Origin of the sequence: Bradyrhizobium sp. SZCCHNR1015 (assembly GCF_032489875.1) — a bacterium.
In the GTDB taxonomy this organism is placed as follows: domain Bacteria; phylum Pseudomonadota; class Alphaproteobacteria; order Rhizobiales; family Xanthobacteraceae; genus Bradyrhizobium.
On sequence record NZ_JAUEYW010000010.1, the window covers coordinates 138,234 to 164,380 of the forward strand.

Sequence of the window (26,147 nt, forward strand, 5' to 3'; positions counted from 1 at the left end):
GCATTTCGCGCCGGCTTGGCCTCAGCCCTTGCCTTCGAGATAGCGCTTCATGTCCGCGCGCAGGCCATCGCGCAGGTCGGAACGCGCCATGGCGAAGGCGATGTTGGCCCTCAGGAAGCCGGACTTCGAGCCGCAATCATGCCGCTCGCCGTCGAAGTCCACGCCGTAGAATTTCTGCGTCTTCGACAGGCCGATCATCGCGTCGGTGAGCTGGATCTCGCCGCCGGCGCCGCGCTCCTGCGTCGCCAGGATCTTGAAGATCTCCGGCTGCAGGATGTAGCGGCCGGTGATCGAGAAGTTCGACGGCGCGGTGCCCTTGGCCGGCTTCTCGACCATGCCGTCGACCTCGAAGATCTTGCCGTCACGCTTGCCGACGCCGCAGATGCCGTATTGATGGGTCTGGTCGGCCGGCACCTCCTGCACCGCGAGCACATTGCTCTTCTCGGGCAGCTTGTTCGCGGCGGCAATCATCTGCGCCAGGCACCCCGGCGCGTTCAGCACCAGTTCGTCCGGCAGCACCACCGCGAACGGCTCGTCGCCGACGATGTCGCGCGCGCACCACACGGCATGGCCGAGCCCGAGCGGGGCCTGCTGGCGGGTGAAGCTGACGGCGCCAGCCTCCGGCTGGTCGCGCGCCAGGATTTCCATCTCGGTCTTCTTGCCGCGCGCCGCGAGCGTCGCGTCGAGCTCGTACATGCGGTCGAAATGATCCTCGATCGCGGTCTTGTTTCGCCCGGTCACGAACACGAAATGCTCGATGCCCGCCTCCTTGGCTTCATCGAAGACGTATTGGATGAGCGGCTTGTCGACGATCGTCAGCATTTCCTTCGGCATCGCCTTGGTGGCGGGAAGGACGCGGGTGCCGAGACCGGCGACCGGAAAAACGGCTTTGCGGATCTTCATGGGGATGACTAGACCTTGTGGCGATATGAATGCGAAATCGATCGCATTTTAGGTAGCTCGTTTGCAGCCGAGAACAAAGGCGGATGTTGGTCCGGTGTTCCGCTCGACATGGACCGAACGGCTAAATTTCGCTGCGGAAATCGTTAACCTTGTTAATCTCCCGTTAAGCAGGACCGGGCCTCGTGGAGGCCGATCTTCCATGCGATCTGGATCGAGACATGATGCGACGGAACGTGATGCTGACAGCTCTGAAGGCGGGTGCCGGCGCGGCGGTTGTGGTCACGGCGTTGACGGTGGTGTCCGGTTCCGCTGTCGCGCAATCCGGCGGCGGGCCGCTGAACTTTCTCGACGGCCTGTTCACGGGCACCTTGACCAAGGGCAACCCCGCCCCCACCCAGCCCCCCGCCGCCGGCGGGCCGCAGCCGTGGAGCGGCGAGGACGGCGCCTCCGGCCATCCGCTGATGACGGCGGCGGCGATCCGCGAGGCCGCCGGCAATTTCGACAATTGCGTCGCCGGCATGTGGCCAGATGCCGCAAGGCGCAACATCACGCAGGACAATTTCCAGCGCTTTACCGCCGGCCTGTCGCCGGACCTGCGCATCATGGACCTGCTCGACGCGCAGCCCGAATTCACCAAATCGATCTGGGACTATCTCGACATCCTGGTGAACGACAACCGGCTGGCGAAGGGCCGCGAGGTGCTGGCGAAGTACAAGCCGCAGTTCGATGCGGCCGAGCGCGCCTACGGCGTCGACCGTTACATCGTCGCCTCGATCTGGGGCATCGAGTCCAACTACTCGACCCAGATCGGTGACCGCAGCGTGCTGCAGTCGACCGCGACGCTCGCCTGCATCGGCCGCCGCCAGGCCTATTTCAAGGATGAGTTCCTCTCCGCCCTGGAAATCCTCAATCGCGGCGATCTGCGCCCCGAGCAGCTGCGCGGCTCCTGGGCAGGCGCCTTCGGCCCGACCCAGTTCATGCCGACCGCGTTCAAGCGCTTCGCCGTCGATGCCGATGGTGACGGCCGCCGCGACGTCGTCGACAATCCGGCCGACCTGATCGCCTCGACCGCCAACAATCTGAAGAAGGACGGCTGGCAGAGCGGCCAGAGCTGGGGCTACGAGGTCGTGGTGCCCCAGGGCTTCAACTACATGCTCGCCGACCGCGCCAAGAGCATGAGCTTCCGCCAGTGGGAACAGCTCGGCCTGCGACGGGCCAATGGTCAGCCGTTCCCGACTAGCGCCGAAAAGGCCTATCTGCTGGCGCCGGCCGGCGCCCAGGGCCCCGGCTTCCTGATGCTGCAGAACTTCCGCGTCATCATGAAATACAACCCTGCGGAAGCCTATGCGCTGGCGATCGGACACTTCGCTGACCGCCTGCGCGGCGCGCCGCCGTTCGTTCAGGCCTGGCCGCGCGAGGAGCGAACGCTGTCGCGCGGCGAACGGCTCGAGCTGCAGCAATTGCTCGCCGAGCGCGGATTTTACCGCGGAACGCCGGACGGCCAGTTCGGTGGGCAGACGCGCGAGGCGCTGCGGAACTTCCAGGCCTCGATCGGCGCACCGGCGGACGGATTTGCCACCTCGGACGTGCTCGAACGGCTGCGGACGCGCTGATCGCAGCCCAATCTGCCCTGCCGGTAACCCTTTGGGGCGATTACGGGCGCCGTCAACACCATCCGGTGAATGCCCGTTTGCGGCCTGATTCGCGTCCTATTATATGGATCGTCACGATCACGCCGCGCGACGGGTGCGCATGTCAAAGCTGAAGTCCATCCTCAAGCTGTTGAACGAGCCCGGCCCGCTGGTCGTGCTGGCGGTCGTCATCGCCATGCTCGTCGGCATCGCCGGCCCCGCCTCGGCCCAGTTCTTCAACTTCAACCCGTTCGCTTCGCCCCGCCCGGCCCCGCGCGGCGGTGGAGGTGGCGGAGGCTGGTTCGGCGGCGACTTCTTCGCTCCGTTCCCGCAGCAACAGCCCAAGCGGGTGATCCAGGACTATTCCAAGGCGCCGCCGCCGGAAAAGCGTGACGGCGCGCCGGACCGCTACGTGCTGGTGCTGGGCGACGCCATGGCCGACTGGCTCGCCTATGGCCTGGAAGAGGCCTATGCCGAGCAGCCCGACATGGGCGTGACCCGCAGGATCAGGACCACGTCGGGCCTCATCAAGTACCAGCCCAGGGGCGAGCCGGCCGACTGGGCCGCCGCCGCCAAGGGCATCCTGGCGACCGAGCGCGCCGACGCCATCGTCATCATGCTCGGCCTCAACGACCGCATCTCGCTGCGCGAGCCTGCGGTGGAGAAGACCGAGAAGCCGGACGACAAGAAGGGCGACAAAGCCAAAAAGGATGCCAAGGCCAAGCCCGGCGAGACAAAGCCCGGTGAGGCCAAGCCGGGCGAAGCCAAGCCGGACGGCAAGGCCGACACGGCGGCCAAGCCCGACGACAAGGCTGCCGATACCGATCTGCCGCAGGACGAGGTCGACAACGACACGCCCGCGGTCGCGGCACCGGAGAAGGCCGCCCGCTCGCCGGGCGGCCTCTATGAGTTCCGGGACGAGCGCTGGGTCGAGCTGTATGCGAAGAAGATCGAGGAGATGATCGCGATCGCCAAGAGCAAGGGCGTGCCCGTGCTCTGGGTCGGCCTGCCCGCGGTTCGCGGTCCCAAGGGCACGGCGGACACGCTGTTCCTCGACTCGCTGTATCGCGATGCCGCCGGCAAGGCCGGCATCACCTATGTCGATGTCTGGGACGGCTTCGTCGACGAGTCCGGCCGCTTCCTGCAGAAGGGCCCGGACTTCGAGGGCCAGATCCGCCAGTTGCGCTCCTATGACGGCGTCTATTTCACCAAGCCGGGCGCGCGCAAGCTCGCCCACTATGCCGAGCGAGAGATCAACCGGCTGCTCGCGGCCCGTTCTGCGCCGCTCGAGCTGCCAAACGAGCCGGCGACGCCGGACGCCAATGCCGTGCCCGGCCAGCCGGCGCCGCGGCCGGTCGCCGGCCCGATCCTGCCGCTGGTGGCGTCATCCGTCGGCACCGACCAGTTGCTGGGCGGCCCCGGCTCCCGACCTGCGGCGGTCGACGCGCTGGCGGCCCGAACCCTGGTCAAGGGCGAGGCCCTGAGCCCGCCGGCCGGCCGCGCCGACGATTTCGTCTGGCCCCGCCGCGAGGTCGGCCGCGAACAGGCCAAGGAGCCGCCGAAGGAGCTGACCCGGCCCGAAGCGCCGATGGCAGCGACCACGCCGGCGGAAGCAACGCCGGCCGCGCCGACACCGGCGCCACCGAGACAGAAGCGGCTGACCGCGCCGACGGCCCCCGGCCAGCAGCCGCCAGCCCAGGCACAGCAGCCGAATCAGCCAGGTCAGGGCGTCCGTGAATTCTTCGGCTTCGGCGCGCCTCAGCAGCCGGCACGGCCCCCTGCCGCGCGCAATCCGAACGTGCCGCCGCGGCCGCCAGCATCGGTCGGCCGCTCGGCGGCAGCGCTGGAGTCCCAGGGACGCTGATCGTGGCCGCGCCTGAGCGCCAGGGGTGATCGACGCGATCGTCCGAAACGAAATGCCCACAACAAGATCGGCCCGCATTCGCGGCGAATGCGGGCCGATTGTCATCTGATCGTCAGGGGGACTTACGGATTCAGTAGCGCCAGCGCTGCGGCGGCTGCGGCCGACTCGGCGAGCGCATCAGCATCGCCAGCAGGAAGCCGATGCCGCCGGCGACCAGGAGCGCGCCCATCGGATTGTCATGAACCCGCTTGGTCAGGGCCTGCGTGCCGTCACGCAGCGTCTCGGAGCCGTTACCGAATTTATCCTTGGCGAAATCCATCGCCGCATCGCCGGCCTCGCGCGCCGCGTCCTTGGCTTGGCCATACATGTTCTGCACGACGCCCGCGGCCTCGCGTGCACGGCCCGAGGCCTGCGTGCTCTTGTCGCCCAACATCTCGCCGACGCCGCCCTCGATCTTGCCTGCGACATCCTTGGCCGTACCGGTCAGCCGATCCTGATCCATTGCCGCTCTCCTTCTCTGCACTGTGCGGGATTGCTGGCCTGCTAACCGGCCAGCGCGGCGCAGGTTCCGAACGACTACAAAATCAGGCCGCCGTCGACGACGAGGGTCTGGCCGATGATGTAGGACGACAGTGGCGAGGCCAGGAACAGCGCCGCACCGGCCATGTCCTGCGGCGTCCCCAGCCGCCGCAGCGGGATGCGCTGCAGCGCGCCCTCGAGGCGCTTCGGATTGGCGGTCGTCACTTTGGTCATCTTGGTGTCGACGAGCCCGGGCGCGATCCCGTTGACGCGGATGCCGTCTTCCGCCCACGCCTCAGCCAGGGTTCGCGTCAATCCCATCGCGCCGGTCTTCGAGGCGTTGTAGGCCGGATTGCCCATGGTCGAATGATAGGCCGCAGTCGACGAGACGATGATGAGCGCGCCCCTGGCATCGCGCAGCAGGCCGTGAAATTTCGTCGCACAGGCCATCAGGCTGATGAGGTTGACCTCGACCACCTTGCGGAAGCCCTCCATGGCGAATTCGCCGCGGCGGTACAACACCGCGCCCTGCGCCAGCACCAGCACATCGAGCCGATCGAGCCGCGGCGCGAAGCTTTCGATCGCGCCGGGATCGCTCACATCGAGCTGATGGTAGTTCACCCCTGCGAGATCGGAGCCCTCTCCTTCGGCATAATCGGCAGCGCTCGCCCGCGTGCCGCTGATGTCGACGCGCGCGCCCTGCGCGCGAAACGCCTGCGCGATGCCGTTGCCGATGCCGCTCGATCCGCCGATCACCAGCACCGAACGTCCCGTGAAATCGAGTGCGTTCATCTCCCCACTCCTTCCATTGTTGTTTGTCGGATGGTGTGGGGATCGGCGCAGGCCCTGTCAACGGCATCGCGGCTGTGGCGACACCGGCATCGGCACCTTTCGCATCAATGCTGCTGCGCAGCTAATTCATCGGCGTCAGCCGCAGCAGGCGGCCGGGCGAATCGTCCTCGATCACCCAGACAGCGCCATCCGGCGCCACGGCGACATCTCGGATACGCTCGCCCATGTCCCAGCGCTCGGCCTCGTCAGGCTGACCATCGGGCCGGAAGGCAACGCGGACCAGCGCCTGCGCCCGCAAGCCTCCAATCAATGCCGATCCCTTCCATTGCGGAAACATCGGACCATCATAGAAGACGAGGCCGGCCGGCGCGATCACGGGATCCCAATACAGCGGCGGCGGCGCGAGGTCGGGCCGCGTCGCATGCCGCGGGATCGGCGTGCCGTCGTAGTTGTCGCCGTTGGACACCAGCGGCCAGCCGTAGTTCTTGCCCGGCTCGATCAGGTTCAGCTCGTCGCCGCCGCGCGGTCCCATCTCGTGCAGCCAGAGCTTGCCATCTGATGCGAAGGCGAGCCCGTACGGATTGCGGTGGCCGCTGGTCCACGTCTGGGCCGGCACGCCCTTGTCCTCGGCCATGGGATTGTCCGACGGAGTCGCGCCGTCGAGATTGAGCCTGAGCACTTTTCCGCGCGCCTGCCGTGGATCCTGCGCGCTGTTCGGCTGCATGCGGTCGCCGATGGTCAGGAACAGATGCGTTCCCGACGGATCGAACGCGATGATGCCGCCGGGCTGGCCGCCGCCGCCGGCCGGCGTCTGGCGCCAGATGACGGTGGGGTCGGTCAGCGCGGCGCTGTCGTTTGCGAGCGACAGCACTGCGCGGGTCAGCACGAGCCGGCTGCCCTCGCTGCTCGGCTCGGTGTAGGTGAGATAGATCTGCGACGTCGTCGCGAAGCTCGGCGACACCGCGATGTCGAGGAGACCGTTCTGTCCGCGCGCCGCGACCGCAGGCACGTTGCCGATCTGGATCTTCTTCCCATCCTGCGTGACGAGAAATATCCGGCCGGGCTTCTCCGTGACCAGCATCCGCCCGTCGGGCAGGAAGGCGATGGCCCAGGGCGTATCGAACTCGGCAACGCTCCGCGCCTCGAACGGCCGCACCGCGCTTGCCTTGCGATCGCCGGCGTTGATGCTCTCGGCTCGCGCAGCCGTGGTCGCAACGAGTCCCATCACCAATGCCAAGCGCATGAAGGTCGTGGAGAGCACCATGATCACTCCGGTTTGTTGATCCGTGTCGTCAGCAACGAGAATTCGGCCATGCCGGATCGGTGCCTACCGAATGCGTTCGATCAGTGATAATCCCGACGGCGCGCATGCGATGCGCATTTTTCCGTGAGCCGCAAATATGCACCAGCACAGGCAACTCAGCCGCTCGGTCAAGGGATTGATCGTCCTGATCACCGGCGCAGCGTCGGGGATGGGGCGCGCGACCGCGCGCGTGTTCGCCGATGAAGGCGCCAGGGTCGCAGTCACCGATGTCGATGAGGACGGGGCCCACGCCGTGGCGGCGGATATCCTGGCCGGCGGCGGAACGGCGCGTGGCTGGAGGCTCGACCTCGCCGACCGCGACGCCATCAGCGCCGTCGTCGGCGACGCTGCCGCGCATTTCGGCGGACTCGACATCGTCGTCAACAATGCCGGCATCTCGGTGCGCGTCGCGATCGACGACGAAGCCTACGACGAGGCCTGGGCCAGAGGGCTTGCCATCATGCTGACGGCGCAGCAGCGCGTCATCCGTGCCGCGCTGCCACATCTGCGCCGCTCGAACAGCCCGCGCATCGTCAACATCGCCTCGACCGAGGCGCTCGGCGCAACTGCGCTGCACAGCGCCTATTCGGCTGCAAAGGCCGGGGTGACCGGATTGACGCGCGCGCTCGCGGTCGAGCTCGGCCGCGATGGCATCACCGTCAACTGCATCTGTCCGGGACCGATCACGACCGCCATGACCGCGCGCATTCCGGACGAGCAGAAGGCGGTCTATGCGCGGCGCCGCACCGCGCTTGGCCGCTATGGTGACCCCGAAGAAGTGGCGCACATGACCTTGAGCCTGAGCCTGCCGGCCGCCTCGTTCCTCACCGGAGCGGTGATCCCGGTGGATGGCGGGCTGATGGCCCGCAATGCGTGATGTCTGCCGCCCCGGCATGACAGCCGTGCACGCGGCGCTCCGCGCCTTGCGTTGACTTCGCACATCGCCGGCGTAGCCTCCATCAGAAGAAGCGGACAGGAGTCCGCCCTCATGAGGACGCGAGGAGGACACCATGGCAATCGCCATCCGACAGCTGCACCCGCATTTCGTCGGCGAAGTGTCCGGTATCGATCTGCGCAAGCCTCTCGCCGGGGACGACGTCGCGCAGCTGCAGGCCGCGATCGATCACTACGCCGTTCTCGTATTTCATGATCAGGACCTCACCGACGCGCAGCAGCTCGCCTTTGCGCTCAGCTTCGGCGAGCGCGAGCAGGCGCGCGGCGGCACCGTCACCAAGAAGGAAGACTACCGCCTAACCACTGGCCTCAACGACGTCTCCAATCTCGGCAAGGATGGCAAGCCGCTGCCACCGGACCATCGCACGCATCTGTTCAATCTCGGCAACTGCCTGTGGCACTCCGACAGCTCGTTCCGGCCGATCCCGGCGAAATACTCGATTCTCTCCGCGCGCATCGTGAACCCGAAGGGCGGCAACACCGAATTCGCCGACATGCGCGCCGCCTATGACGCGCTCGACCAGGAGACCAGGGACGAGATCGGGGATCTCGTCTGCGAACATTCGCTGATGTATTCGCGCGGCGCGCTCGGCTTCCTCGACTACACCGACGAGGAGAAGGAGATGTTCAAGCCGGTCAGGCAGCGACTGGTGCGAACGCATCCCGCGCACGGCCGCAAGTCGCTGTATCTGTCATCGCATGCCGGCGCCATCATCGGCATGAGCATGCCGGAGGGCCGGCTCTTGCTGCGCGACCTCACCGAGCATGCGACACAGCCCGAGTTCGTCTACGTCCACAAATGGCGGCTGCACGACCTGATCATGTGGGACAACAGGCAGACCATGCACCGCGTGCGCCGCTATGACCAGTCGCAGCCGCGCGACATGCGCCGCGCCACGGTCGCCGGCACCGAACCGACGGTGGCGCAGCAGGCGGCGGAGTAGCGCCCTTTCACACACTGTCGTGAGAGATGCCGTCATTGCGAGGAGCGAAGCGACGAAGCAATCCAGAGTCGCGGGCGGGACTCTGGATTGCTTCGCTTCGCTCGCAATGACGGTTGGAGAAACAGGCGATACCTCGATAACGCGCTTCTTCGATCCCGGCGCGCGCCGGACCATCAGCAGGATGATCGCCTCTACGCGTGCCCCGCGGCGTTGGAGAGCATGCCGGGATCGATGCCGATCTTGCGCAGCGCGAGATCGTATTTGGCGTCGACATTGTCGCCGAAGATCAGCTCCGGATCGGCGTCGCAATGCAGCCAGCCATTGTCCTGGATCTCTTCCTCCAACTGGCCGGCGCGCCAGCCGGCATAGCCGAGCGCGAGGATCGCGTGCTTTGGACCGTCGCCCTTGGCGATCGCCTTGAGGATGTCGATGGTCGTCGTCAGGCAGACGCCGTCGTTGATCTTCAAGGTCGCGTTGGCGATGAAGTAGTCGCTCGAATGCAGCACGAAGCCGCGGCCGGTATCGACAGGGCCGCCGCTCAGCACCTTCATCGTCTCGGCGCTGTCGGGCAGGCTGATCTGATCGCTCTTCTCGATGATATTCAGTTGCATCAGGAGCTGAGGGAAGTCGATGCTGCCCGCCGGCCGGTTCACCATGATACCCATGGCGCCCTCGGCCGAGTGCGCGCAGAGATAGATCACCGAGCGCTCGAACCGGGAATCGCCCATCACGGGCATTGCAACCAGCAGCTGGCCGTCGAGGTAGCCACCGTGAGAGGTGTGATCCCCGATCCCCGTCACTTTGCGGCGAATGTCGCCCAGCCTTTTTGCCTCAGGATTCATCCGCAAGGACTCTCATGATCATCGATATCCTGATATTGGGATGCGCATCTGTCAATCAAGGTTCAGGTCCTCGCGAGGAAATCTGCTCACAAGCATTTCAATGGTTTGCGCCCGAACCGCACTCTAAAGACGTCTCATGTCCGCCTTGGTTCCTCACCACTCTGCCACACTGCTGGTCGCGACCGTCGTATCATCCTGCCTTGCGTTCGGCGCGCAGGCGCAGGATTCCTCGCCCTGGCAGCGCGACAGCCACTCCGCGGTGCGCCTGCTCGCGGGCTCGCGCAGCGGTCCGGTCATGCTGGGCGGCATCGACCTTGCGCTGCAGCCGGGATGGAAGACCTATTGGCGGACGCCCGGCGATTCCGGCGTGCCGCCACGGTTCGACTTTTCCAAGTCGGAGAACGTCGAAGCGGTGACGGTTCTGTGGCCCGCGCCGACAAAGTTCGATGACGGCGCCGGTGGACACTCGCTCGGCTATCATGATCAGGTCGTGCTGCCGCTGCGCATCGTCGCCAAGAACCCCGACAAGCCGATGACCCTGCGCGCCGACATCAGCTACGCGGTTTGCGAGAAGATCTGCATTCCCGTCGAGGCAAAGGCCGAGCTCGCCTTCACCAGCGTCGCCAGCACCGAAGATACGACGCTCTCGGCGGCCCTCGACACGGTGCCGAAGCCGGCCACTGTCGGCGATGCCAATCCCTTGACGATCCGCGACGTCAAGCGCGACGGCCAGAAGGACGTCGTCGTCGACGTCGCCGTCGCCGATCCGCGCAGCGTCCAGCTCTATGTCGAGGGTCCGACGCCCGACTGGGCGCTGCCGATCCCGACCGTGCGCGACAGCGGCATGCCGGGCATCAAGCGCTTCGCCTTCGAGCTCGACGGCGTTCCGCCGGGCGTGAAGCCGGACGGCGCGGCGCTGAAATTCACGCTGGTCGGCCCCGACAAGTCTTACGAGTTCAATTTCACTCTGCCGTGACGGCTGGTGCGCCGCGCGACCGACGCGGCGCCGGTCCAACTCAATCTTAACGTTGCGTTGATAGGGAGGACCATCGCCGCCATCCGCGCGGCCGTGGAGCCGGACCCCCGCCGTGGCCGTGATGGATGCCCGCAATGACCCCGCACCGACCGGCCTCGCGGCCCGCCTGAAGGCGCGCTTGGCCGCGCTCGGCGGCAGCGGCGAGGCTTCGCTGACGCGCCGCCTCGCCGGCACCATCTTCCTGATCCGCGTGCTCAGCGCCGGCCTGGCCTATCTCAGCCAGATCCTGCTCGCGCGCTGGATGGGCGGCTCGGACTACGGCACCTACGTCTATGTCTGGACCTGGGTGCTGCTGCTCGGCAGCATGCTCGATGTCGGCATCGCCTCCTCGGCGCAGAAGATCATTCCGGACTACCGCACCTCGGGCCAGCAGGCGCTGCTGCGCGGCTTCCTCTCCGGCGGACGCTGGCTGACCTTGGCGACCTCCACGGCTGCCGCGCTGCTGCTCGCCGGCCTGGTCGCGCTGCTGTCGCCCTGGATCGACGCCGGCGAGCGCATGCCGCTCTATATCGGCTGTCTCACCCTGCCCGCCTTCGTCGTCGCCAACACCCAGGACGGCATCGCCCGCTCGCACGACTGGATGACGCTCGGGCTGATGCCGCAATTCATCATCCGCCAGACGCTGATCATCGGCTTCACCGCCGGCGCCGTCGTGCTCGGTCTCGATCTCGGCGCCACCGCGGCGATGGCCGCGAGCGCGGCCGCGGTGTGGCTCGCGATGCTCGGCCAGATGCTGGTGCTGAACGACAGGCTCCGCCTCCACATCGAACCGGGACCGAAGCAATATGATCTGCGCGGCTGGCTCGCGATCTCGCTGCCGATCCTCCTGGTCGAGAGCTTCTATCTGCTGCTGTCCTACACCGACGTGCTGGTGCTGCAGCAGTTCCGCTCTTCCGAGGAGGTCGGCATCTATTTCGCGGTGGTGAAGACGCTCGCGCTGGTGTCGTTCATCCACTACGCGATGTCGGCGACGACGGCGCATCGCTTCGCCGAATATCACGCGCTCGGCGACAAGGTGCGGCTGTCGGCCTATGTCGCGCATGCCATCAAGTGGACGTTCTGGCCGTCGCTCGCGGCGACGCTGGTGCTGCTCGCGCTCGGCAAGCCGCTGCTGTTTCTGTTCGGCGCGCAGTTCACCGCCGGCTACGACATCATGTTCATCGCCGCGATCGGCCTCGTCGTGCGCGCCGCGATCGGGCCGGTCGAGCGGCTCTTGAACATGCTGGGCCAGCAGCGCGCCTGCGCCATGGCCTATGCGGCGGCCTTCGTCATGAACCTCGTGCTCTGCATTCTGCTGGTGCCGCAGTTCGGCGGCCACGGCGCCGCGGCGGCGACCTCGCTGTCGCTGGCCTTCGAGACCGTGCTGCTGTTCCGGATCGTCAAGCAGCGGTTGGGGCTGCATGTCCTCGCCTTCGGCAAGGCATCTTGAGGAAACCATGTTGACGCATCTGTTGCGTCATCTTGTCCTCGTCTTGTCGGAACTGCGAGCGCAGCGCGCCGCGCGCGACGATCACGCAAGTGTTGGGTGCAACGCCTTGATATTGGCGCGATCCTCCAGGCACATGATTTGATCGCGCGCTGGGGGAGAATGAGATGTCGAGACTGGGGGTCGCACTCTCGCTGGCCGGAACCGTGATGCTGGCCGGCTGCATGGAAGCGACGCTGTCGCCGACGTCGGACGCGGCGTTGACGCCGCGCGACCGCCAGTTGCTGTCGCGCGCGCCTTATGCCGAGGCGCAGATCCCGCAACAGTTCCAGCGGCACATCGTCGACTACACAAGGCAGGAGCAGCCGGGCACGATCGTCGTCGATACCGATGCGCGCTTCCTGTACTACGTTCTGCCGGACCGCAAGGCGATCCGCTACGGCGTCGCCGTCGGCGAGGAGGCGATGGCGTTCTCCGGCGTCGCCACGGTCGGCAAGCTCGCCGAATGGCCGGACTGGGTTCCGACCGCCGACATCCAGGCGCGCCTCGGGCCGTATCCCAAGCGCGTCGCCGGCGGCCCGGCGAATCCGCTCGGCGCCCGCGCGATCTATCTGTACGAGGGCAACAAGGACACCCTGTACCGCATCCACGGCACCAACCAGCCCGAATATATCGGCCAGGCGATCTCGTCGGGCTGCATCCGCATGACCAACACCGACGTCGCCGACCTCTACACCCACGTCCAGCTCGGCTCGACCGTGGTCGTGCTGCCTCCGGGCCAGAGCGTCGCCTCCACCACCCCGAACGTCTTCGCGCGCCGTAGCTGATCGGCTGGCGTCCCGCTAGCCGTAGCGCAGCTTCAAGCCGAGGATCGCCGCCACCAGGCCGAGCGTGATGGCGTTGGCGACGACCAGCGGCAGATCGCTGATCAGCGCGCCGTACAGCAGCCACATCGAGTTGCCGGTGGTCTGCAGCACGAACATGCCCATCGAGATGTCATGGGTCGAGCCCGAGCGCCAGGCCTTGATGACCTGCGGCAGGAACGAGCATGTGGTGCAGGTGGCGGCGCCGAGGCCGATGATGGTGGTCAGCAAGGTGAGGTCCGTGGGCGTGCGTCCAAGAGAAGCACGCTTGTAGAACGGACCGCGCCGAAGCGAAACCCGCCTCGGCGCGAAACTGGCGCTTTGTCCGGCGCTTGCGCGGCGATCAAGCCGCGGTCCAGCCGCCGTCGATCGACAGATTGGTGCCGGTGATCTGAGCCGCATCGTCACCGCACAGGAACAGCGCCAGCGCCGCGACCTGCTCGGATGTCACGAACTCCTTGGTCGGCTGCGCCGCCAGCAGCACGTCGTTGATGACCTGCTCCTTGGTGAGGTTGCGCGCTTTCATCGTGTCCGGAATCTGCTTCTCGACCAGCGGCGTCCACACATAGCCCGGCGAGATGCAGTTGCAGGTGATCTTGAAGGTCGCGAGCTCGAGCGCCACGGTCTTGGTCAGGCCGGCAATGCCGTGCTTGGCCGAGACATAGGCCGACTTGAACGGCGAGGCGACCAGCGAGTGCGCGGACGCCGTGTTGATGATGCGGCCCCAGCCGCGCTTCTTCATGCCGGGCACCGCGGCGCGGATGCCGTAGAACGCCGAGGAGAGGTTGATCGCGATGATCTGCTCCCACTTCTCCGGCGGGAAGTCCTCGACCGGCGAGACGAACTGGATGCCGGCATTGTTGACGAGGATGTCGACCGCGCCGAACGTGGTCTCGCCGAGCGCGATCATGCCGGCGATCTCGGCCGGCTTGCTCATGTCCGCCGGCGAGTGCACGGCCTTGACCTTGTAGTCGCTCTCGATCGCCGCCCGCTCCTTCTCGATATCGGCAGGCGCGCCGAAGCCGTTGAGCACGATGTTGGCGCCGGCGGAGGCGAAGGCGCGTGCATAGGCCAGCCCGATGCCGCTGGTCGAGCCGGTCACGACCGCGGTCTTGCCCTTCAGATTCGTCGTCATTGCTTCACTCCTTCTTGGCGGCAGCGGGACTGCCGTCCTGCGTGAGATCGTAGGTGACCATGGTCTCGCCGGACTGCGGCCGCTGCAGCCAGTCCTGGTGGCGCATCGACTGGTGGACGTCGCGCACGCCCGCCTCCCAATGCTCGACCATCGCGACATGGGAGAAGTCGTAGTCCTTCGATGAGCTCTCGTAGCTCTTGCTGCGATAGATCAGGTGCACCACCGTCACCGTGTTCTCCTGCGCCGCCTTGCACAGGATCTCGAGCGACGGATCGTTGCGCAGCTCGTCCGGCAGCCGGGCGTAGAGCTCGCGCAGCGCCTTGCGCGTGTTGTGGATCATGCGGTTCTTGTCGGTGTTCATCCGCGTCCGGCTGGAATAGCGAATGTCCTTCTCGCGCTCCGCGGCCTCCAGCAGCGTTCGCGGCAGATCGCCGCGCGCGGAGAACAGATCGACCTGGAAGATCAGGAGATCGCGATCGGTTTCCATGTCGAGCACGTAGTCGAGCGGCGTATTGGAGGCGATGCCGCCATCCCAATAGTGCTCGCCATCGATCTCGACCGGCGGGAAGCCGGGCGGCAGCGCGCCCGACGCCATGATATGCTCGGGCCCGATCCGCTTGCCCCGCTTGCTGAATTCGACATTGTCGAAATAGGTGAAATTGCCGGTGGTGACGCCGACGGCGCCGACGGAGAGCCGCGTCTTCAGATCGTTGATGCGGTCGAAATCCACCAGCCGCTCCAGGGTCCGCTTCAGCGGCGCGGTGTCGTAATAGCTGACCGACTGCGGCGTGCCCGACGGCCACAGCGGCGCCGGCGGAAAGCGCGGCGTGAAGAAGCCGGGCACGCCGAACGCTGCGATCAGCCCGGCGCTGACTTCGTTGAAGGCCGAGCGGTGATGATCACCATTGAGCAGCGGCTTCCACGGCACCGGCGACGACACCATCTCCCAGAATTCCTTGAGACGGCCGATGCGTTTCTCGCGGTCGTTGCCGGCGATGATCGCGGCATTGATGGCGCCGATCGAGATACCGGCAACCCATTCCGGTTCGAAATCAAAATGGCACAGCGCCTGATAGGCGCCGGCCTGATAGGAGCCGAGCGCGCCACCGCCCTGCAGGACGAGCACGCGTTGCGATTCGGCTGGAGTTGCAGGCAGCGGGGGAAATGGATGTTGCGTCATTACTGCGGTCATTAGCAAAGCAAGGCGCCACCGTGGCGTCACTTCGCGGTGACGTCAATCCACCCCCAGGGATAGCACCCTGCACCGGGACGCGTGTCGGCGTCGAGCGCGCCTCCGCTGCACAGGCCCGGAGCGGGCCTGCCCGTTATGACGGCTTCTTGCCGTCCGGCGCGGCGAGGATCATGGTCCAGAACACCTTGTACTTGGTGTTCGGAGCATAGCTCGCGGCGATGCCTATTTTTGTGACACCGCTCTTGAGCATGTTGGCGCGGTGGGGCGGCGAGTCGCGCCAGCCGGAAAACGCTTCCGCCAGCGTGTGATAGCCGGCCGACACGTTCTCGACCGCGACGGTGGCGTCGTAGCCCGCGCCGTTCAGCCGCTTGGCCAGCGGGGCGCGCACGTCATGATCGAGCTTGTTCTTGTCGGCCATCGCCTGCGACTGCGACTCCGCCAGCCGCATCAGCTCGGGATCGACCTCGACCGTGCCGAGCCCGTTGTTCTGGCGGTATTGCGAGATCATCGTCGCGGCAGCGACAGCATCGAGCTTGGCGCCTGCGACCGCCATGTCGGCATACATCGTCGGCGCCTGCACGACCGGCGTCTCGGCCGCGCAGCCGGCGAGCAGGAATGCCAAGGAGAAAGCGAGTGCCCGATGCTTCAATGAACCAGTCCCTATGCCGATACGAGAGGCGGGTTGTTGCACATCAACCGTGGCTGAAAGGTGAATCGGCGGTAAGTTCCGTCGGTACAATTGCGGCCATTCCGGCCGGTTACGGTTCGTTGACCATAAGAGCGGCGCGGTCAAGCCTGCCGGGTGGGACAAAGCCTCTTTAGCCCTGCCAATCGTGTGACGAGCAAGGCGCCCCAAAGCCGGTGTCGTCCCGGCCTCCGCGCCGGGACCCATAACCCCAGGGAGTGGTTCGAGGCAGGCGGGACGACCAGCCGTTTCTAGCCGCGACATCACCCGGTATGGGTCCCGGCGTTCGCCGGGACGACAGCGGAGGCTACGGCGCGCAGCTGCGCCAATTAGGACGTTGCCGGGCTTCCTGTTTGGCCGACTGTCTTGGACCAACTACCTATAGTCGGGGGCTGAGCTCAGCGTGTCGTCACCCGCCCGCAAAAATCCGATAGTGCCGTGGCTTCAATCCGACCCGTTCGCCGATGCGGAGGTCGCGGTCGCGTGGCGCGTCGATCTCGATGGTGGATCCCTCCGTCAGCGCGATCTCGGCGCGCTGCACCGGGCCGAAGCTGCGGACGTGGGTCACGGCACCATGCAGCGTGCCGCTGTCAGCCGGACCGATCAGCATGTCGTGACGGCGCACGAACAGAGTGGACGCGCCCGCGGCATCGCTAGGCGCAGCAATGTCCAGCGGCCGTCCGTTCAGATGCACGGCGCCGCCGGTGATCTCCACCGGCAGCATGATCGACTCGCCGATGAAGCCGTGGACGAAGGCGGTCGCCGGCGCGTCATAGACGTCGCTCGGCGAGCCGACCTGCTCGATGCGGCCCTTGTCCATCACCACCACGCGGTGCGCGACCTCGAGCGCCTCCTCCTGGTCGTGGGTGACGAAGATCGAGGTGACGTTGATGGAGTGATGCAGGGTGCGCAGCCATTGCCGCAGCTCCTTGCGTACCTTGGCATCGAGCGCGCCGAACGGCTCGTCGAGCAGGAGGATGCGCGGCTCGATCGCGAGCGCGCGCGCCAATGCGATGCGCTGGCGCTGGCCGCCGGAGAGCTGGCTCGGATAGCGGTCGGCGAGCCAGTCGAGCTGGACGAGATCGAGCAGCTCCTTCACGCGCGCGCGGATCTCGGCCTCGCTCTTGCGGATGCGGCGCGGCTGCACGCGCAGGCCGAAGGCGACGTTCTCGAACACGTTCATGTGCCGGAACAGCGCGTAGTGCTGAAACACGAAGCCGACGTGGCGCTCGCGCGCGCCGCGATCGAGCGCGCTCTCTCCGTCGAACAGGATCTCGCCGGAGTCGGGCCATTCCAGCCCCGCGATGATGCGCAGCAGGGTCGTCTTGCCCGATCCGGACGGTCCGAGCAGCGCCAGCAATTCGCCGTCAGCGACCTTGAGATCGACGCCGTCGAGCGCCTTGAAGGTGCCGAACGTCTTGACGACACCCCTGACTTCAATGGTCACGCGGACCTCCCTCATCGAGTTGCCGTTCGAGGACGGTTTTGACGACCAGCGTGATCAGCGCGAGCATCGCCAGCAGCGAGGCGATCGCGAACGAGGCGACCATCTGGTATTCGTTGTAGAGGATCTCGACCAGCAGCGGCATCGTGTTGGTCTCGCCGCGGATGTGGCCGGACACGACCGAGACGGCGCCGAACTCGCCCATCGCACGTGCGTTGCAGAGAAGCACGCCGTACAGCACGCCCCATTTGATGTTCGGTAAGGTGACGCGGAAGAAGGTCTGCAGGCCGGACGCGCCGAGCGAGACCGCCGCCTCCTCTTCCTGCGTGCCCTGCTCCTGCATCAGCGGAATCAGCGCGCGAGCGACGAACGGGAACGTCACGAACACGGTCGCGAGCGCGATGCCGGGAAAGGCGAACAGGATCTGCAGGCCATGGCGCTGCATCCATGGACCGAAGAAACCCTGCGCGCCGAACAACAGCACGAACACGAGGCCCGAGATCACCGGGCTCACCGAGAACGGCAGATCGATCAGGGTGATCAGGAACGTCTTGCCCGGGAAGTCGAACTTGGCGATCGCCCAGGCGGCGCACAGGCCGAACACGAGATTGGTCCCGACCGAGACCAGCGCCACCAGCAGGGTGAGGCGGATCGCGTCCCACGCCTCGGCATCGGCGAGCGCGCTGAAATAGGCCGCGATGCCCTTGCCGAACGCTTCCACGAACACGACGATCAGCGGCAGCACCACGAACACCGACAGGAACGCCAATGCCAGCGTCGTGATGACGATGCGGACCAGGCGCGGCTCGGTACGCGGATCGGGTCGGCCTGCCTGCGCGACGCGCCGGCTGGTCGCGGACGATGCCACGGACGGCGCCTGCAGGGTCATCTCCACGCTCATGTCGGGTCCTAGTTCAAGGGCGCCCGGCTCTGCGCCCAGCGCTGCAACCGGTTCACGGCAAAGATGATCAGGAACGCCACGACGAGCATCACCACCGCGATCGCGGTGGCATCGGCGTAGCGGAATTCGGACAGCCGGATCACGATCAGCAGCGGCGCGATCTCGGAGACGTTCGGCAGATTGCCGGCGATGAAGATCACCGATCCGTACTCGCCAACCGCGCGCGCAAAGGCGAGTGCGAAGCCAGTGAGCAGCGCCGGCGTCAAGCTCGGCAGGATCACGCGGGCCACGATCTGCCAGCGCCCGGCGCCGAGGCTCGCCGCCGCCTCCTCGATCTCCGGATCGAGATCGATCAGCACCGGCTGCACGGTGCGGACGACAAAGGGGATGCCGATGAAGATCATCGCAACGAAGATGCCGAGCGGCGTGAACGCCACCTTGATGCCCATTGCGGCGAGCGGCGCGCCGAGCCAGCCCTTCTGGGTGAACAGCGCCGTCAGCGCCACGCCCGCCACAGCGGTCGGCAGCGCAAAGGGAACGTCGACGATCGCGTCGAACAGGCGGCGCCCCGGAAAGCGGTAGCGCACCAGCGCCCACACGACGATGGTGCCCATCACCAGGTTCACGCAGGCCGCGGCGAAGGCGAGCCCGAACGAGATCTTGAGCGCGCTCAAGGTGCGCCGGCTGGTGACGATGCCCCAGAACTGGTCGAGGCTGAGATCAGTCGAGCGGACGAACAGTCCCGCCAGAGGAATCAGAACGATCAGCGACAGCCAGGTCAGCGTCAGTCCCATGGTGAGACCAAAGCCCGGCAAGGTGCTGCGGCGTGGTGCAAGTACGTTCAAAAAAAGGCCTGATCCATTGGTGATCGGTGTCGATGGCTCGAGTCGATGGTGGTGTCCGCCCGCGGCCCCCCGTCTCGTCTTGTCGATCGAGACCGGGGACAGCGTCTCACGCGCAATGTCGCAGATCGCCGCAACACCAGCTTACTGCCTTCGTTTTTTCTGCCTTGCCGTCGAGGCCGTAGCAGACCGGCGGTCACCAACTCGTTCCCTATGATTCGATCAATTCTTGTAGATTTGATCGAAGATCCCGCCTTCCGCAAAGTGTTCCTTCTGAGCCTTGGTCCAGCCGCCGAACACCTCGTCGATGGTGAACAGCTCGACCTTGGCAAAGTCAGCCTCATGCTTCTTCGCGACCTCAGGATCGCGCGGACGGTAGGAGTTGCGTGCGGCAATTTCCTGACCTTCCTTTGTATACCAGTATTTCAGGTAGGATTCAGCCACACTTCGCGTGCCCTTCTTGTCGGCCACCGAGTCGACCACCGCAACTGGCGGTTCGGCCAGGATGGAGAGCTGCGGCGCGACGATCTCGAACTTGTCCTTGCCGAACTCACGCAGGGCCAGATGCGCCTCGTTCTCCCAGGCGAGCAGAACGTCGCCGACCCCGCGCTCCACGAAGGTCACGGTGGCGCCGCGGGCGCCGGTATCGAGCACAGGGACGTGCTGATAGAGGTCGCCGACGAACTGCTTGGCCTTGTCGGCCGAGCCGAACTTCTTCAGCGCATAGCCCCAGGCGGCCAGGTAGTTCCAGCGCGCGCCGCCGGATGTCTTCGGATTGGGCGTGATGACGTCGACGCCCTTCTTGAGCAGATCGTCCCAGTCCTTGATGCCCTTGGGATTGCCTTTGCGCACCAGGAAAACGATGGTCGAGGTGTAGGGCGATGCATTCTGCGGCAGCCGCTTCTGCCACTCCTTGTCGAGCAGCCCCCTGCCGGCGATCGCGTCGATGTCATAGGCAAGCGCCAGAGTCACGACATCGGCCTGCAGCCCGTCGATGACGCTGCGGGCCTGCGCGCCGGAGCCGCCATGCGACTGCTTGACCTCGACGCTCTTGCCGGTCTCCTTCTGATAGCTCGCCGCGAACGCCTTGTTGAACTCGACGTAGAGCTCACGGGTCGGGTCGTAGGAGACGTTGAGCAGGGTGATGTCGGCCGCATAGGCCGGGCCTGCCCATGCCAGTCCCGCGACCACAGCCAGAACACGCCGCATCATTCGAGCACTCCATTTCCAGGCCCCGCGATGTTGCAGGCGCGCACGCCAGATCGCCGGATGTGCACGTCAGAGTCAACGAAAGCGGATTTTCTTGTTTCCGGCAGGACATGGGCATTTTGCTATGAAGCGCCGCGCAACGGGATTGGCATTCTTTGCCGCGACCCATTGCCGTCATCGGCGCGCTGGTGACCACGATAGGGCGCGATCTCGAAAAGATTGCAACAGGGCGAGGCTTGACATTGTTCACTTTATGTTCGCAAAATAGCCGGCAACCTCAGCAGGAGAACAGAGCGGTGGCAACGAGGGACGTGATCGACGGGAGCGCACTCGCACGCTGGCTGAAGCTGGCCATCATGACAATCGTGTTGCCCGCTTTCCCCGCTCTGCTGGTGATGTCCACGGTCGCCCGGGCCGACGATCGGACCGGCTTCCGGGTCGGCGAGATCGACGGCGGCCCGGTTGCCCGGATCGACGTTCGGCTAAAGACGAAGAAATATCCGGGAATGCTGCGCTGCCTCGATCAATCCATAGCGCTCTATATCGTCGACCGCGATGGTGCTGTCCCTCCGCCTCTCCGCAATCTCAAGGACAGGCCCGCGGAATTGCAGGATGCCAAGCAGCGCACGCTGAAAGCGTCTGCGACCTATCTGCCCGGCAAGACGGCGAAGGACGGCGTCATGCTGTTCAAGGTTGAGGGGCTGAAGGCCTCGTCTTTCGCAGGCACCGGATTGATGCTCTGGGATCTCGCGCCGCCTGACTCTGCAGATCTCAGCGCGACCGCCGACAAGATCATATGGGCGGACACTGTGACCAACTTCACCTTTGTGATCCGGGCCGACAACGGCGAACAAGTGTTACCGACGGTCCTGAAATCCTGTGGTGTCTCTTAGCTCGACGACGTCACCACCGTGTGGATGCCGCATTCCGTCTTGCCGCGGCCCCGCCAGCGTCCGGCGCGGTCGTCCTCGCCGGTGTCGGAGCGGCTGGTGCAGGGCATGCAGCCGATCGAACGGAAGCCGGCGGCCATGAGCGGATGCTGCGGCAGGTTCGCGGAGCGATAGATGTCCGCGATGTCTTCGCGGGTGACATTGGCGAACGGGTTGAACTTCGCCCGGGCGCCGTCCTGCTCGACGACTTGAATCGCGGCACGCAGGCCGCCCTGGAAACGCTTGCGGCCATTGATCCAGCCGGTGAACGGCGCCAGCGCGCGCGCCAGCGGCTCGACTTTGCGGATCCGGCAGCAGGCGTCGGGGTCGGAGAACCACAGCTCGTTGTCGGCGTCCTCGCGCTTCAGTGCTGCGGCATCCGGCTTGATCGAGCGCACGTCGCGCAGGCCGAGGAGCTCGATCAGCTGGTCGCGATAGGCGAGCGTCTCTGCGAACATGTGCCCGGTGTCGAGGAAGATCACCGGAATCGCCGGATCGACATCGGCCGTGACCTTCAGCAGCGCCGCCGACTCCGTGCCGAACGACGACACCACGGCGAGCCGCTCGCGCCCGATCGCCCCGAGAGCGGCAGCAATGATCTCCTGCGGCGCAGCGGTGCGCAACGCGGCGTCGAGCGCCGCGACTGGGATCTCCGCAACGGAAGGCGATGCAGCCAGCGTGCTCACAGCCCGGCACTCTCCGAATGGCGCAGTTGCAGGCGCTGATGCAGCGCGGAGATCCGGCCGTCGCCGGCCGGCTGGTAGAACACCGAATAGCGCTTCACGGTCTCGGTGAAGGCCTCGGCGTCGGCCTGCTTCTTGACCTCGAAGGCGTCGAAGCCGGCGCGCAGCATGAACACGAACTGGTCGCGCAGCACCTGGCCCGTCGCGCGCAGCTCGCCGCGATAGCCATAGCGCTCGCGCAGCAGGCGCGCCTGGGTATAGGCGCGGCCGTCGCGGAAGCTCGGAAACACCAGCGCGACCAGCGCGAGCCGGTCGAGATAGGGCACGAGATCGTCGACATCGCGATTGTTCGGCCAGATCACGCCGAGCTTGCCGGGGGCGCGGCTGACCAGCGCGTCGGGGCCGGCGAGGAAGCGCGTCTCCGGGACGAGGATCGCACCCTCTGCCGGCAGCTCGGCATCGTCGGTGATGCGGACGAACGCGTCCGCGATGATGTGTCCGCCCTTAACGAGTGGCATAAACCCGCTCCCTGAATGGTTCGACCCCGAGCCGCTTCACCGTGTCGACGAACAGCTCCTCAGGGTGCGCGCGCAGCGCAAGATAGGCTTCGACGATGTCCTCGACGACATCGGCCACTTCGGCATAGGGCACCGCGGGTCCGATCAGGGTGCCGAGCGCAGCGCCCTCGTCGGCACGGCCGCCGATCGTGATCTGATAGAATTCCTCGTTGTTCTTCTCGACGCCGAGGATGCCGATATGGCCGACATGGTGGTGGCCGCAGGCATTGATGCAGCCGGAGATGTTGATGTGCAGCCGGCCGATCAGGTTCGCCGTGTCGTGGTTGGCGAAGCGCCGCGTGATCTCCTGCGCGATCGGAATCGAGCGGGCGTTCGCCAGCGAGCAGTAGTCGAGCCCAGGGCAAGCGATGATGTCGGAGACGAGATTGACGTTGGGGATGGCGAGCCCGATCGCCTCGAGCGCCTTCCACACCGCCGGCAGATCACGCTTGCGGACATGCGGCAGCGCCAGGTTCTGCTCATGCCCGACGCGGATCTCGCCGAACGAGTATTTGTCGGCGATGTCGGCCAGCGCATCCATCTGGTCGGCGGTCGCATCGCCCGGCGGCTTGCCGATCGGCTTCAGCGACACGGTGACGATCGCATAACCCTGCACCTTGTGCGAGACCACCGAGTTCTTGCGCCAGGCCTCGAACTTCTGATCATGCGCGGCCTGCTTGAGCTCGTCCGGCATTGCTGGCTGCGTCTCATAGGTCGGATAGAAGAAGCGCGAGCGGATGTCCTCGACGATGCCGTCGTCCAGCTTGAGCACGCCGTCACGGATCTGCTGCCACTCCTCCTCGACCTCGGCCGCGAACTTCTCGATGCCGAGCTCATGGACCAGGATCTTGATGCGCGCCTTGTAGATGTTGTCGCGGCGGCCGTACTGGTTGTAGACGCGCAGGATCGCCTCGACATAGCTCAGGATGTCATGGCCGTGCACGAACGGCTTGACCGTCTTGGCGATGAAGGGCGAGCGTCCCAGGCCGCCGCCGACCAGCACCTCGAAGCCGGTCTCGCCCTGCTCGTTCTTCTTGAGACGAAGACCGATGTCGTGGATCTTGATCGCGGCGCGGTCGTGCTCGGACGCCGTGATCGCGATCTTGAACTTGCGCGGCAGGAATGAGAATTCCGGATGAAGCGTCGTGAACTGGCGCAGCAGCTCGGCCCAGATCCTGGGATCCTCGATCTCGCCCGGCGCGACGCCGGCCCATTGGTCGGAGGTCACGTTGCGCATGTTGTTGCCGGAGGTCTGCATCGACTGGATGCCCACTTCCGCCAGATCGGCCATCGCATCCGGCAGCTCGGCGAGCTTGATCCAGTTGAACTGGATGTTCTGCCGCGTCGTGAAGTGGCCATAGCCGCGATCGTAGCGCCGCGCGACATGCGCCAGCCTGCGCAGCTGGTTCGACGCCAGCGTGCCATAGGGGATGGCGACACGGTACATGTAGGCGTGCAGCTGCAGATAGACGCCGTTCTGCAGCCGCAGCATCTTGAACTCGTCCTCGGACAATTCGCCCGAGAGGCGCCGCTTCACCTGGTCGCGGAATTCGGCGACGCGCTCGTTGACCAAAGTGCGGTCGATTTCGTCATAAGCATACATGACAGGGCCTTCAGGCTTGAGCCGGGAGCGCGATGGAAGCGCCCGTCAGCCGGATGTGTTCGCGCATGTTGCCGGGCTTGACCGCACCGTCGGCGCCCACCTCGACCGGGGCGATGTAGGGACCGATCGCACCGAGATCGTCGGCCACCGCTTCGGTCAGCAGGGCGCGCGCCTCGTCGGCGGTGCGCACGATCGCCGCATCGGAGAGCTCATCCGACCAGCTCTTGGCGCCGGTGCGGTAGATCACCGCGCCGTCCCAGGTCCGGTTCGCGGTGATGATCGAGGGACCGGCGATCTTGATCTTCTGTTGCAGCGGGGAGGTCATTCAGACGGGTTCCAGGAGTTGTGCGATCACGCCACTGAGAGTCTGCTGACGCCACGGCGCGGAGTGCGCCACGACGTCGCCGATGATGAGGATGGCCGGGCCGCCATCGATTTGGCCGACGAGATCCGGCAACTGATCGAGCATGCCGACCGCGGCCTGCGCATCGGGGCGCGTCACCTTGGCGAACACGCCGACCGGCGTCTGCGGCGAGCGGCCGGCGGCGAGGAGCCCCGCGCGCACCGCCGGCGCCGCGGTCATGCCCATATAGACGACGACGGTCATCTTGGTGTCGGTCAGCGCAGACCAGTCGACCGCCTCGGCATCGCGCTCCTTGTGCGCGGTGAGGAAGGTGATGCGCAGCGCTTTGCTGCGGAAGGTCAAGGGCACCTCGAACTGCGCGGCGGCGCCGAGGCCGGCGGTGATGCCGGGCACGATGGTGTAGGACACGCCCGCCTTGCGCAGCGCGTCGACCTCCTCGCCGCCACGGCCGAACACGAAGCAATCGCCGCCCTTCAGCCGGACCGCGCGCTTGCCCTCGCGCGCCGCCTCGATCAAGAGCTTGTTGACGGCATCCTGGCCGATGCCGGGCTTGCCGACCCTGCGGCCGACCGGCACGCGCGAAGCATCGCGGCGAATGCGGTCGAGAATCTCGGGTGTGACGAGTTCGTCGTAGTACACGACGTCGGCGTCCTGCAGCGCCCGCAGCGCCTTGATGGTCAGAAGATCGGGATCGCCCGGACCGGCGCCGACCAGGGTCACATGCCCGTTGCTGCGGCCGGCATGATCGGCGCCCGCAAAAGCACTGGGATCGGCAATGCCGTGCAGCGCCGCCTCGGCCTCCTGCTTGCGCCCCGCCAGCACCAGCGCGCCGATCGGGCCGTCGACGATGCGCTCCCAGAAGCGGCGGCGCAGCGGCATCTCCGCAATCAGCGGATTGATGGTCTTGCGGAAGTCGCCGATGAAGCCCGCGAGCTCGCCGATCCGCGCCGGCAGCAGCGCCTCGATGCGCTCGCGCACGCGGCGTGCCACGACGGGCGACGAGCCGCCGGTGCCGATCGCCACGACGACATCGCCGCGATCGACGATCGCCGGAAAGATGAAGCTGGAATGCGCGAGGTCGTCCATCACGTTGACGGGCAGACCGACGCTGCGTGCCCGCGCGGACATCGCCACGCCGATGTCGCCGGCGCCTGCGCACAGCACGGCGATGACGCCAGTGAGATCGGCGCTCAGCGGGTCGCCTTCGGCGCGCTCGATCTGGCCGTGCTCATCGCGCAGACCCGCGAGATCGAAGTCGCCGTCGGTGGCGAACCAACGAATCCGCGCGCCCGCGGACAGCAACACGCGAAGCTTGGCGCGCACGAGCTCGCCCGCACCGATCAGCAGCACGGGGCCGGTCTTCAGGTCGAGAAACACCGGCAGATATTGCATTGCGTTCTTCAGCTTCGGCACTTCGGGGTTGACTGGAATTATTTTCTATATAAGTGTCTCGCCTACGACGTAAAGAGAAAATTATTCCTTGGCTTCGCCATAGAATTTTCTCCCAGGCAGGCGATGGCTGATAG

At 66.0% G+C, this 26,147-nt stretch carries 26 protein-coding genes; 8 read left to right on the top strand and 18 right to left on the bottom strand.

The window, feature by feature from the left end; translation table 11 throughout:
• Nucleotides 1-21: 21 nt before the first annotated feature.
• Nucleotides 22-903, bottom strand: a complete 882-nt coding sequence (gene galU / locus QX128_RS18295; RefSeq protein WP_316238149.1) for a UTP--glucose-1-phosphate uridylyltransferase GalU — start codon at nt 901-903, stop codon at nt 22-24.
• 218 nt (nt 904-1,121) lie between these two features.
• Between galU and QX128_RS18300 the strand changes: the two genes are divergently transcribed.
• Both QX128_RS18300 and QX128_RS18305 read left to right on the top strand, forming a co-directional pair.
• Entirely contained in the window at nt 1,122-2,516 is a 1,395-nt protein-coding gene (locus QX128_RS18300; RefSeq protein ID WP_316238150.1) for a lytic murein transglycosylase, read from the top strand.
• A 139-nt stretch (nt 2,517-2,655) separates the two neighbouring features.
• On the top strand, nt 2,656-4,398 hold the full coding sequence (locus tag QX128_RS18305; protein WP_316177302.1) for a DUF459 domain-containing protein: 1,743 nt from the start codon (nt 2,656-2,658) through the stop codon (nt 4,396-4,398).
• A gap of 130 nt (nt 4,399-4,528) precedes the next feature.
• Here the strand turns inward: QX128_RS18305 and QX128_RS18310 are convergent, their stop codons facing one another.
• The 3 genes from QX128_RS18310 to QX128_RS18320 form a co-directional block, all read right to left on the bottom strand.
• Complete coding sequence (locus QX128_RS18310) at nt 4,529-4,900, bottom strand: CsbD family protein (RefSeq protein WP_316238151.1); 372 nt, start codon at nt 4,898-4,900, stop codon at nt 4,529-4,531.
• A gap of 74 nt (nt 4,901-4,974) precedes the next feature.
• Nucleotides 4,975-5,709, bottom strand: a complete 735-nt coding sequence (locus QX128_RS18315; protein ID WP_315804749.1) for an SDR family oxidoreductase — start codon at nt 5,707-5,709, stop codon at nt 4,975-4,977.
• A 121-nt stretch (nt 5,710-5,830) separates the two neighbouring features.
• Nucleotides 5,831-6,973, bottom strand: a complete 1,143-nt coding sequence (locus QX128_RS18320; RefSeq protein ID WP_316238152.1) for a PQQ-dependent sugar dehydrogenase — start codon at nt 6,971-6,973, stop codon at nt 5,831-5,833.
• Between the two features lie 136 nt (nt 6,974-7,109).
• Here QX128_RS18320 and QX128_RS18325 point away from each other — a divergent pair, with 136 nt between their 5' ends.
• Both QX128_RS18325 and QX128_RS18330 read left to right on the top strand, forming a co-directional pair.
• Complete coding sequence (locus QX128_RS18325) at nt 7,110-7,889, top strand: SDR family NAD(P)-dependent oxidoreductase (protein WP_316238153.1); 780 nt, start codon at nt 7,110-7,112, stop codon at nt 7,887-7,889.
• A 133-nt stretch (nt 7,890-8,022) separates the two neighbouring features.
• Nucleotides 8,023-8,910 carry a TauD/TfdA family dioxygenase gene (locus QX128_RS18330; protein ID WP_316238154.1) on the top strand — a complete coding sequence of 296 codons (888 nt, stop codon included), beginning with the start codon at nt 8,023-8,025 and terminating at the stop codon, nt 8,908-8,910.
• A 191-nt stretch (nt 8,911-9,101) separates the two neighbouring features.
• On the opposite strand, the gene QX128_RS18335 is transcribed toward QX128_RS18330, so the two are convergent.
• Complete coding sequence (locus QX128_RS18335; RefSeq protein ID WP_315713870.1) at nt 9,102-9,752, bottom strand: YqgE/AlgH family protein; 651 nt, start codon at nt 9,750-9,752, stop codon at nt 9,102-9,104.
• 136 nt (nt 9,753-9,888) lie between these two features.
• Here QX128_RS18335 and QX128_RS18340 point away from each other — a divergent pair, with 136 nt between their 5' ends.
• The 3 genes from QX128_RS18340 to QX128_RS18350 all read left to right on the top strand — a co-directional run bounded on the left by QX128_RS18340 (nt 9,889) and on the right by QX128_RS18350 (nt 13,041).
• A complete protein-coding gene (locus QX128_RS18340; RefSeq protein ID WP_316238155.1) occupies nt 9,889-10,728 on the top strand; it encodes a protein-disulfide reductase DsbD domain-containing protein in 840 nt (279 codons plus the stop codon).
• A gap of 112 nt (nt 10,729-10,840) precedes the next feature.
• Nucleotides 10,841-12,217: a lipopolysaccharide biosynthesis protein gene (locus QX128_RS18345; protein ID WP_315804744.1), complete on the top strand. Its 1,377-nt coding sequence runs from the start codon at nt 10,841-10,843 to the stop codon at nt 12,215-12,217.
• 164 nt (nt 12,218-12,381) lie between these two features.
• The gene (locus tag QX128_RS18350) at nt 12,382-13,041 is read left to right on the top strand and encodes a L,D-transpeptidase (RefSeq protein WP_315804743.1); all 660 of its coding nucleotides are present in this window, start codon (nt 12,382-12,384) and stop codon (nt 13,039-13,041) included.
• A gap of 15 nt (nt 13,042-13,056) precedes the next feature.
• Here the strand turns inward: QX128_RS18350 and QX128_RS18355 are convergent, their stop codons facing one another.
• The 8 genes from QX128_RS18355 to QX128_RS18390 all read right to left on the bottom strand — a co-directional run bounded on the left by QX128_RS18355 (nt 13,057) and on the right by QX128_RS18390 (nt 20,488).
• The gene (locus tag QX128_RS18355) at nt 13,057-13,308 is read right to left on the bottom strand and encodes a SemiSWEET transporter (protein ID WP_316238156.1); all 252 of its coding nucleotides are present in this window, start codon (nt 13,306-13,308) and stop codon (nt 13,057-13,059) included.
• 112 nt (nt 13,309-13,420) lie between these two features.
• Nucleotides 13,421-14,212: a 3-hydroxybutyrate dehydrogenase gene (locus QX128_RS18360; RefSeq protein ID WP_315804742.1), complete on the bottom strand. Its 792-nt coding sequence runs from the start codon at nt 14,210-14,212 to the stop codon at nt 13,421-13,423.
• Between the two features lie 4 nt (nt 14,213-14,216).
• The gene (locus tag QX128_RS18365) at nt 14,217-15,392 is read right to left on the bottom strand and encodes a patatin-like phospholipase family protein (RefSeq protein WP_316238157.1); all 1,176 of its coding nucleotides are present in this window, start codon (nt 15,390-15,392) and stop codon (nt 14,217-14,219) included.
• Nucleotides 15,393-15,537: 145 nt separating this feature from the next.
• Entirely contained in the window at nt 15,538-16,053 is a 516-nt protein-coding gene (locus QX128_RS18370) for a CAP domain-containing protein (RefSeq protein WP_315804740.1), read from the bottom strand.
• A 445-nt stretch (nt 16,054-16,498) separates the two neighbouring features.
• Nucleotides 16,499-17,536 carry a sulfate ABC transporter ATP-binding protein gene (locus tag QX128_RS18375; RefSeq protein ID WP_316238158.1) on the bottom strand — a complete coding sequence of 346 codons (1,038 nt, stop codon included), beginning with the start codon at nt 17,534-17,536 and terminating at the stop codon, nt 16,499-16,501.
• Nucleotides 17,526-18,434: a sulfate ABC transporter permease subunit CysW gene (cysW, locus tag QX128_RS18380; RefSeq protein ID WP_315804738.1), complete on the bottom strand. Its 909-nt coding sequence runs from the start codon at nt 18,432-18,434 to the stop codon at nt 17,526-17,528. Before cysW ends, QX128_RS18375 begins: the two co-directional genes overlap by 11 nt.
• 8 nt (nt 18,435-18,442) lie before the next feature.
• Complete coding sequence (cysT, locus tag QX128_RS18385; protein WP_315804737.1) at nt 18,443-19,279, bottom strand: sulfate ABC transporter permease subunit CysT; 837 nt, start codon at nt 19,277-19,279, stop codon at nt 18,443-18,445.
• A 219-nt stretch (nt 19,280-19,498) separates the two neighbouring features.
• Nucleotides 19,499-20,488: a sulfate ABC transporter substrate-binding protein gene (locus QX128_RS18390; protein ID WP_316238159.1), complete on the bottom strand. Its 990-nt coding sequence runs from the start codon at nt 20,486-20,488 to the stop codon at nt 19,499-19,501.
• A 152-nt stretch (nt 20,489-20,640) separates the two neighbouring features.
• Between QX128_RS18390 and QX128_RS18395 the strand changes: the two genes are divergently transcribed.
• Nucleotides 20,641-21,378 carry a hypothetical protein gene (locus tag QX128_RS18395; RefSeq protein WP_316238160.1) on the top strand — a complete coding sequence of 246 codons (738 nt, stop codon included), beginning with the start codon at nt 20,641-20,643 and terminating at the stop codon, nt 21,376-21,378.
• Here QX128_RS18395 and QX128_RS18400 read toward each other — a convergent pair.
• The 5 genes from QX128_RS18400 to cysG are packed head-to-tail and all read right to left on the bottom strand — an operon-like array spanning nt 21,375 to nt 26,013.
• On the bottom strand, nt 21,375-22,100 hold the full coding sequence (locus tag QX128_RS18400) for a phosphoadenylyl-sulfate reductase (RefSeq protein WP_316238161.1): 726 nt from the start codon (nt 22,098-22,100) through the stop codon (nt 21,375-21,377). The genes QX128_RS18395 and QX128_RS18400 overlap by 4 nt on opposite strands.
• Nucleotides 22,097-22,615, bottom strand: coding sequence for a DUF934 domain-containing protein (locus QX128_RS18405; protein ID WP_316177277.1), 519 nt, complete (start codon nt 22,613-22,615; stop codon nt 22,097-22,099). The genes QX128_RS18400 and QX128_RS18405 overlap by 4 nt, the downstream gene beginning before the upstream one ends.
• Nucleotides 22,602-24,257 (bottom strand): nitrite/sulfite reductase, encoded by a 1,656-nt coding sequence (locus QX128_RS18410; protein ID WP_316238162.1) that lies wholly within the window; start codon nt 24,255-24,257, stop codon nt 22,602-22,604. The genes QX128_RS18405 and QX128_RS18410 overlap by 14 nt, the downstream gene beginning before the upstream one ends.
• Nucleotides 24,258-24,267: 10 nt before the next feature.
• A complete protein-coding gene (locus QX128_RS18415) occupies nt 24,268-24,582 on the bottom strand; it encodes a DUF2849 domain-containing protein (protein ID WP_315804731.1) in 315 nt (104 codons plus the stop codon).
• Nucleotides 24,583-26,013: a siroheme synthase CysG gene (gene cysG, locus QX128_RS18420; RefSeq protein WP_316177272.1), complete on the bottom strand. Its 1,431-nt coding sequence runs from the start codon at nt 26,011-26,013 to the stop codon at nt 24,583-24,585.
• Between the last annotated feature and the right edge of the window lie 134 nt (nt 26,014-26,147).